This window comes from Alistipes sp. AF48-12 (assembly GCF_003477565.1).
GTDB lineage: Bacteria > Bacteroidota > Bacteroidia > Bacteroidales > Rikenellaceae > Alistipes_A > Alistipes_A hominis.
In genome coordinates this window covers 64,594-73,150 of record NZ_QUDJ01000016.1, presented here as the reverse complement: position 1 = coordinate 73,150, position 8,557 = coordinate 64,594, and the positions used below count along the sequence as shown (strand labels likewise).

Here is an 8,557-nt window from a genome sequence, read left to right as displayed (position 1 = left end):
GGTTCCACCTCTTCCCATTCCGAACAGAGAAGTTAAGCCCGTTCACGCCGATGGTACTGCAGTAACATGTGGGAGAGTAGGTAGCCGCCTCCTTAGAGTCCTCCGAGCATTCGGGGGACTCTTTTTTGTGCGGATATTGATAGGGGTAGTATCGGTCGTGGTGCGAGGGAACGAGCTTCGCTTCCGAACAGAAGGTGATTGCTTTTTGGTATCTTTTTGGTTCTTTTTTTTGTTTTTTTTTGTTTTTTTTGTTAAATATGCGTTTGGATATTGCTATTATCTTTATTATTATCGTCATATATATATCTTTATTATCTTATTAAATGTTCATGTATGAGTAAAGTTTCTTCATTATATACGGTAAGGGTAATTTGTGGATTTGCAGTCGTTTCGTTTAATCTTTCGACTAATGGAGAGTAGCTCTTTGATATGAAATGGATTGAAACGATGATCTTATATGATTTCATTATTTATTAATTTATTAGAATAATAGTTATGAAAAAGATGATTTTGTGTTCATTTGCCGTTGCGTCAGTTATTGGCACTTACCTGCTAAATGAAAGTACCACTTATGAAAGTCCGTGTCTATTAGCTAATGTAGAAGCATTGGCGCGAGACGAAGGTAACTCAGATCTTTACATAAGATCTTCGAATGGTTGTTATTATGAATTTTCAGGGCCGAAAAATTCAGAAATTACGGTTTCTGTCGAAGGGTAACGCTTACTTTAAAAACGGATAGAACGGGTAAGGCGTATTATTATTCGGCGAGTGGAGAGGTGCATTGTGCTGCAGGGGGGAATGAGTTATGTACTCCGCAGAATTGCAGTGCGGGTCCATCCAAATAAGGCCGTAAAGCTGATATCATTTAACGTTTGGGGCTATTTTAGAATTGGAATTCATGAATAAAGTATTGTCTGTGAGTGTTGCATCCTTGGTTTCGTGCTTATTTTTATTTTCGTGTCAGATGCAATGTAATACATGTGAATTTCAGTCTATTACGATAGATCTGGACGAGCATACGGTTGAGTTGCAACGATTGTCTCTTATCAAAGATATCCGGATTGTAAGGCTGGAAACAAACGATAGCGTATTGGTCGGACGAATCGATAAAGTTCTGATTCATGACGGCAAGATATATATCGGTGATTTTTATGCCAGTCAATCTCTATTTATTTTTGACATGCAAGGCAAAGCAATCCGTAAAATCAGTCGGAAAGGTCGAGGGCCAGGAGAATACATTCAGCTACGTGATTTTTTTATCGACGACCAATCCGGTACGTTGAATTTGCTGACAAGGAATTCGTCGGAAATACTTTCGTTCGATCTGGACGGAACTTCCCTAATTTCTCAAACCGAATTGCCGAAAGAATTAGTTGCTATATGCCCTATGCGCGACGGTGTTGTTGGATATGCGGGGGGATATGCGCAAGATGGTTCTTATGAACTCTGGATATTGGATGAAAACTATAAAGTTGTGAGAGGGGATATTCCGATAAAAAAGGGATGGGAAAGCATGTATTATAACGATGCATATGCTTTTTCATCGTACGACGGTGTCGGTTATTTTCTTGCTCCGCGTGAGAATCTTATTTACAGTTGTTCAGAAAAGGGCGCGACTCCTTTGTTCCGATTGGATTTTGGAAAATACGGTTGGCCGGAACAAGTGAACCGTTTTGAGAAGTTACAACATCTGGACCCGAATGAAGCGAACGGATTTGTTCAGAAGATTAACTGTTTCCAGCAGACCGAACGTTATTGGGTATTCTATTTCGTATTTGAAGGGCAACCTCGTTTGCTGGTATATGACAAACAAACGCGAGCGAGTCGGCTCTGCGAACCGGTCGTCAATGAGACAAAATATTTTCTTCCTTTCGGTCGAATACGCGCAATTTCGCAGCAGGCTATCATTACAGAAATAAGTGCATTGAATATGAAACCGTTCGTGGATGGGAGAGATGAATATAACGATTTTGAAAAGGATTATCCCGAACAAACCGCACGATTGCGCCAAATCATCCCGTCTATCGAGGTCGACGATAATCCTTGTCTGATTATTTATCAATTAAATCCATAAAGTTCGGTTCTTTAGACAAGGGAACCGGATTGAACAGGAGAAATTTTTACTAAAGGTATCGCTGAGTCTGTATGATGTTGTAGGATAACAATAAAGATTTAGGTAATTATAGCAGCGAAGTTCCCCCCCCTTCCTATTTCGCTGGGAAGTTAAGCCCGTTCACGCCGATGGTACTGCAGTAACATGTGGGAGAGTAGGTAGCCGCCTCCTTAGAGTCCTCCGAGCAATCGGGGGACTCTTTTTTGTGCGGGAGCGTGACGCAGGGGAGGATGGGGGGGAAGAAACGGAGCGTACCGTGTCTGTTCCGGACGGAACATGAAGAGAAAGCCCGCCTGACGATTCGAAGCCGGGATTGGTAGTTAATTGATTCCTTTTTGGTGAGGTTGCTTGTCCGTTACCGGGTTTGTTATTATTATTGCAATGATGTTATGTGTTATTTATTACCAATTATTTATTAAACTATCAAAACGTTATTGTTATGAAAAAAGCATTTATCTTTTGGGGAGTCGCGGGCATTTTTACATTATTGGCTACGGGCGTTTATCTGAAGAACAGCGGACTTGGCGGTTGCGGTGATTTTTATTGGCCAATGTCGAAGCGCTGACGCAAGATGAAAAACCGGAACCGCCCAAAATGGGGTATAGAATAGTTTCTTATATTTTAGAGCCTCCTTGTTATGTAGCGTTCCCCGGACTTAGCCCGACCGATCCGCCCCAACTCGTTAAGGGAAAGACTCCGGTGTGTATATATATCGAGGGGGGAGAACTTTCCGGATGTCCGAGTTGTATGATCGGTTGATCGATTTCATAGCTTGCAGTCGATGAAAATAGCAAAAGTTTTGTGTTTGGTTATTGCGATTTGCAGGAGTCGTTTCCTGCAAAAATCGCAATATGTATCGCCGGACTTCGTCCGATTCGCTAACCCGGTTGTGGATCGAACCGAAAAAAAACAGGGTTTCCGGAGCCGAATTATTCGATTCGCTCCGTTTTGTTCAATTGGAGACCACCCCGGAATCGATGTTCGATTATGTGCGCTGCCTGAAATTGCTGAATGGCAAATTCTATTTACTCGACCGGATGGGAACGAAGTTGCTCTGTTTCGATCGAGACGGGAAATTTCTGAAAAAGTTCGAAGCGCGGGGGAACGGGCCCGACGAGTATTTCATGTTGTGTTTTCTCGCGGCCGATCCGGTCAGCAAGAAAATATTGGTCGCAGACGACGTCGTTCGCAAGATTTTTATTTTCGACGAATTTCTGAATCTCGAACATGTGGTTAAAGTCGATTTTACGCCGAAACAGGTGATCGCTTTCCGCGACGATATGATCCTGAGGTATGAAAACGACAACAAGGAACAGTATCAGGATTCGCTGCTGCGGGATTACGATTTGCACTGGATCGACCTGAAAGGAGACGTCGTACAGGGCATGATAAGGAACCGGACGCCAAAATACGGTTTGTCGTTCCTGTCGGCCAGCGGTTATTTGGACAACGGGGATATTCTATACTATCCTACCTTGGGGGATACGGTTTACCGTGTCGCCGTGTCGGAACGTACCGTATCCCCGGCTTATATTATAGAGAGTGGGGACGAGGACGTGAAATTGCTGAACGACGAGCAGCGCCGGGAAATGGATCCCAATGCGGAATTGCCCGAATATGAGAAGCGAAACTATTTTTTCCCGGTGGAGTTTTTCAATGTCGGATCGCATATCTTGTTACGTTCCGGGATGGACGATATGTACCTTTATTCGAAAAATTCCGGAAATGCGATCCGGTACGATAAAACGCTTGAAAATATGAGCGGGGATCGTACTTTCGACTATTTGACCAGCATTATCTATGCGTGCGACGAGGATTGGTGTTACGGTCCGCATCATGCGATAACGCTGCAATATATGGCGAAAGATTACGGATTTTCGGGCAAATACAAGGCGATGATAGACAGTATGGAGACGGACGCCAATCTTTTTTTGGCATGTTTTAAGGTAAAGGATTTCTAGGATGTTGGCAAGATACTTTTTGCTGATCGTAGGGATGGGGCTGAGTATGGGAACCGGCTGCGATTCACGGAAAGGAGCCGAGTACCGGAAACTGGAATCGTTTATGGAGCAACGCATCGACTTGAGCCGGCTGTATGCGCCCGAAGATCTGGCGAAAAGTACCGTACGGATGCCCGGCCCCAAGATTGTCCACTACCTCGATTCTTCGGGTTGCGTCGGTTGTAAGTTGCAGAGCCTGCGGATGTGGAATGTGGTGCGAGGGCGTATGCGCGTTCCGGTCGTTCTGGTCGTTCACGTCCCGGATATGCAGGCGATCCATGCCCAGATGAAAATGATTCACTTTACGCTGCCTGTGCTCTACGATACGTTGGGATCTTTCGCCGCGACTTATCATATCGACCGGGAGGCTTACCATACGTTTTTATTAAACGGTCGTAATCAGCCTCGGGCCGTCGGCAATCCGATAGGGAGCGACAAAATCTGGCGTTTGTACGAATCGGCTATCCGCTCCGACGAGTGACTTCTTTCGTATGTAAGTGAAAACAACCGGCTTGCTGTCGCAGGACAGCAGGCCGGTTGTTTTGTGTGTATGTCCCGACTGCGCGATACGTTCCCGCAATGCTTTGGTTTTGGTTTCCTCGTCGTGCCGTTCGGCGTGTTCGGTTTCGATCACTTTGGCCGGGGCGAAACGTCCGTGAGTTTATTGTCCCCCGCAGCCAGGCTTTTCGGAAGGCTTTTTTGTATAGGAATTGATGAACCGGAGCGTTTACGATAAGCAATTACCTGCTGCCCGTAACGATAATAGTTCCTAATAAGTTCTTTTTTAGTGATAACGGTTTGTTGATAATGGTAATTATCGTTAATATTGTAATAAAGATTGTGTTCAATCTTGCCATTTATTGATTATTAAAATCAATTATCATGAAAGAAGTAATTCTATGTTCGTTTGCGGTCGTATTGGCTGCCGGTGCTTATTTACTAACAGCGGACAAAACCAGTGAGGGGGCACTTCTTTTATCAAATGTCGAGGCGTTAACGCGTGATGAAGGCGGACAGTATGAGTATCCGGACGGATATATGTATAGTTCCATTTGTGGCGTGCAAATCTCCAAAGGTAAAAAATGTAAGGTGGAGATTATAACATGTCAGGGAGGAGGAAGTGGATGTAATTCAAAACGTTGCCCGACACACAAAAGTTAATTGAATTATTTGATAATGAACAGAACCAGAATCGAGATTTGGTTCTGTTCTTATATTTTATTTTAACGAAATGAAAAAGGCAAATAGTATTCTCTGGTTCAGCGTATTTGTTTTTATTGCTTGTTGCTCTAAAGTAAAAAATGAGGAAAACGTTAGGATAGACCGGACTATTATGTTTGATCGGTTTCCGGATTCTCTTATTGCTACGTCTGTTCGTTCAGTCGATTATATTTTGTTAGAAGATGTGAAAGAGTCTGCTTTCTCGGAAATTAATAAGCTCGTGATGAAAAACGGAAATATTTATATCGGGGATTTTCGGAATCATAAGATCGTTGTTTTCGATTTAGCCGGGAATTTTAAGTTCGCAATTGATCGTAAGGGAAGAGGGCCGCAGGAATATCTTGAAATTAAAAACTTTGCGGTCGACGATCATTCTATTTATGTCATAGACAATTATCGACATATACTTTATGTTTATGATTCCCGATCGGGGAAATATTTAAATAAGAAGAAATTACCCGTGGTAGTCTGGGATGTCGAGTGTTTTGATAACGGTGATTTTCTTTTTGCATTCGCACCATTACCCGGAGGCAGCCTGTCGGATAAGCAATCACCGCACAGGCTTTTTGTTATGGATTCCAATTGCCGCATAAAACGCAGGTTGTTTACTTATTCCGAGGAAGATCCAATCGGCAAGCAAACCTATTTTTCGACAACGGAAGATCGCATTGTTTTTCATTCGTGCGGTTCCGATGTTTTCACTGTCTTTTCAAAAAATAATGCAGACACCATGTTCAATATTGCAGTCGATTTCGGGCCGAATAAAATTCCCCGGGATAGTCGTGGTGATATACACGCAATTAATGAGAATGGTTATCATTATCTTTATGGCACTCCTGTGATGTGTAGGGATTATATTGCATTGGAAGTCAGTATTGGTGATTTTTTAGATTGTTTTCTTTATGATGGAAAAAACGGAGGGATTACTGTGAATTCGGCGGAGAGCAGTTTTAAATGCTTATGGTTTCCGTTATGTAGTTATAATGATAAATATGTTTGTTTTCTTGCAGGAGACGATAGTTACAAAAGTTTGGTAGCGGATGGTTTTGAACGTGCGGAACCGGTCGTGGAAGAGCATCTTGTTAACGGCGGCGGAGTATTGGTTTTATACACGATGGGGACGATTCATAATTAATTTGCCGGTAATGACAATTATCGTTAATATTGTAGTGAAATCCGATTAATTTTGATATTTGTTCATGGTTAGGGACGGTTGCCGGAGAAAGTCAGTTCCGTATTCGTTGCGGTCGTATGGGGGTGTCGCCGCTAATGGTTGATTTGGGACAAGGCGAAAGGCGTTTTTTCAGGGTCATACGGCGGCCGTGATCGTTTTGTGGGATGGCGTTCGTAAAATAAGCTTATGGACACGCCCTGTAACGGAGTGGAAACGATTTCTTGCGTGAATGCGTAGGGGGTGGTTGATATATGAACGAATCCGAACGACGGAATGAAGACAAGGTTATTTTTGATAGTTGCATGTTTGTCATGTGTTATAGGGTGTCATGCCAAGGGAGGGGAGGATGGCGCTTCGGTTTCCTTCGTGCATGCGGATGTCCGGGATTTGTTTTCCGATAGCGACCGCAGCCAGCCCGATACTTCGATCTTTTCGAAAAGTCGCGTGATTTTTTTCGAAACGGCCGAAAGAGCTCTTTTGGGCAACATCGGTAAGGTGTTCGTCTTCGAAGACCGGATCGCCGTTTATGATGATCGGAGCTGGAAAATATGCGTGTTCGATACGGTAGGCCGGTTTTTGTTTTCGATCGACCGGAAGGGACGCGGTCCGGGCGAATACATAAAGATCCGGGATTGTTGTTTCGATTATGACAGGCGGCAATTCGTCGTTTATTCGGATGTGCCTTCGAAATTTATGCGGTTTGATTATAACGGCAAATTTATCGGCGAGGTACTGACAGACGAATTGTTTTTTCAGTTCGCCATTGCGAAGGATCGCTTGATCTGCATGGATTTACGGGCGCAAAACGGAGATGATTTTCTCGTTGAGTTGCCCAATGACGATCGGTCGTTGCATAAAAAGAAGGTGCTGGATCTGCCGTTGATCGATATCGGTTCGTTCTATCCGCCGGGAGCGTTGATACAGACCAGTACGAAACCCTATTTCGCACGGCGTTTTGCCAATACGATTTATCAATATGACGAAGGTGCCGTCGTTCCCCGTTACTGGATCGATTTCGGCAAATACAATCTGCCTGAGTCGTTGCAGAAAGGCGGTCGGCTGTCCGATCAGGAGTTTGATGAGCAGGTGAGGGATCGTAATTACGTTACCGGGTTGGCTAACATCAAAGAGAGTTCCGGGAAGTTGTATTTTTCGGTCAATAACCGGGGCTTTTGCGTGCTCGATACGCGGACGAACGAGGTGAAGGCTTTCCCGACGATTCTGGACACCCAAACTCAAATTCCGTGCAACGGGATGCTGCCGACGCAGGATATCGGAAATAAATATATCGCGTTTCTTCCGTCGGTGAATCAGGCGTCGTTGAAAATTTATGTCGAGCATGTCGCTAAGGGAGCGGCTCCTTGGTTTAAGGAAAAAATAGAGAGGATGAAAGAGGACGATAATCCGATCCTGTTCTTGTATGAGGTTCGTTGAATGGTCGATTTTTAACGATAAAAACAGGAAGCCCGTTGTCTCCACACAACGGGCTTCTTGTTTTGTAAATGTTTTTATCCCAGTTGCGCGATGCGCTCCTGCAACGCCTTGATTTTGGCTTCCGCGTCGTGCCGTTCGGCATGTTCGGTTTCGATCATTCTGGCCGGGGCGAAACGTCCGTGGGTTTATCGTCCCCTGGCCGGCCGACTGCCGGCAATCCTGTTTTTCGAAGGACTTTTTTACATAGGAATCGATGATCCCGGAACGTTTACGATAAGCAAATCGCCTGTAGCCTGTAACGATGATAGTTTCTAATAAGTTCTTTTTTAGTGATGACGGTTTGTCGATAATGGTAATTATCGTTAATATTGTAATGAAGATCGCGTTAATTTTGTTATTTATTGATTGTTAATTGTTATGAAAGAGCGATTTGTTCGTTTGCGGTCGCATGGGCTGCCGGCGCTTATTTGTTGGTTTCTGACAATACCGATCGAATTTTATTTCTTTCGGCCAATGTAGAAGCGTTGGCGAGCGGGGAAAGTGAGGACACTCCTTGCGGAGGTACTAAATCTGAAGCTACGGGAAACTGTAAGTCGGAGAATACGGTAAATTGTA

At 44.0% G+C, this 8,557-nt stretch carries 7 protein-coding genes and 1 rRNA gene; all 8 read left to right on the top strand.

The genetic code is table 11. The features are described 5' to 3' along the window. A 5S ribosomal RNA gene (gene rrf, locus DW082_RS10835) occupies positions 1-93 on the top strand; the annotation flags it as partial. Between the two features lie 805 nt (positions 94-898). Beyond that, positions 899-2,074, top strand: coding sequence for a 6-bladed beta-propeller (locus DW082_RS10825; RefSeq protein ID WP_118458589.1), 1,176 nt, complete (start codon positions 899-901; stop codon positions 2,072-2,074). Positions 2,075-2,552: 478 nt separating this feature from the next. After that, on the top strand, positions 2,553-2,678 hold the full coding sequence (locus tag DW082_RS15130; RefSeq protein ID WP_259335601.1) for a hypothetical protein: 126 nt from the start codon (positions 2,553-2,555) through the stop codon (positions 2,676-2,678). Positions 2,679-2,964: 286 nt separating this feature from the next. After that, a complete protein-coding gene (locus DW082_RS10820) occupies positions 2,965-4,074 on the top strand; it encodes a 6-bladed beta-propeller (RefSeq protein ID WP_118458587.1) in 1,110 nt (369 codons plus the stop codon). A 1-nt stretch (position 4,075) separates the two neighbouring features. Then, on the top strand, positions 4,076-4,594 hold the full coding sequence (locus DW082_RS10815) for a hypothetical protein (RefSeq protein WP_118458585.1): 519 nt from the start codon (positions 4,076-4,078) through the stop codon (positions 4,592-4,594). A 401-nt stretch (positions 4,595-4,995) separates the two neighbouring features. Continuing rightward, positions 4,996-5,274: a hypothetical protein gene (locus DW082_RS14330; protein WP_125147129.1), complete on the top strand. Its 279-nt coding sequence runs from the start codon at positions 4,996-4,998 to the stop codon at positions 5,272-5,274. Positions 5,275-5,344: 70 nt separating this feature from the next. Continuing rightward, entirely contained in the window at positions 5,345-6,469 is a 1,125-nt protein-coding gene (locus DW082_RS10810; RefSeq protein ID WP_118458583.1) for a 6-bladed beta-propeller, read from the top strand. A 345-nt stretch (positions 6,470-6,814) separates the two neighbouring features. Next, on the top strand, positions 6,815-7,942 hold the full coding sequence (locus DW082_RS10805; protein WP_182424153.1) for a 6-bladed beta-propeller: 1,128 nt from the start codon (positions 6,815-6,817) through the stop codon (positions 7,940-7,942). The last annotated feature ends 615 nt before the right edge of the window (positions 7,943-8,557 follow it).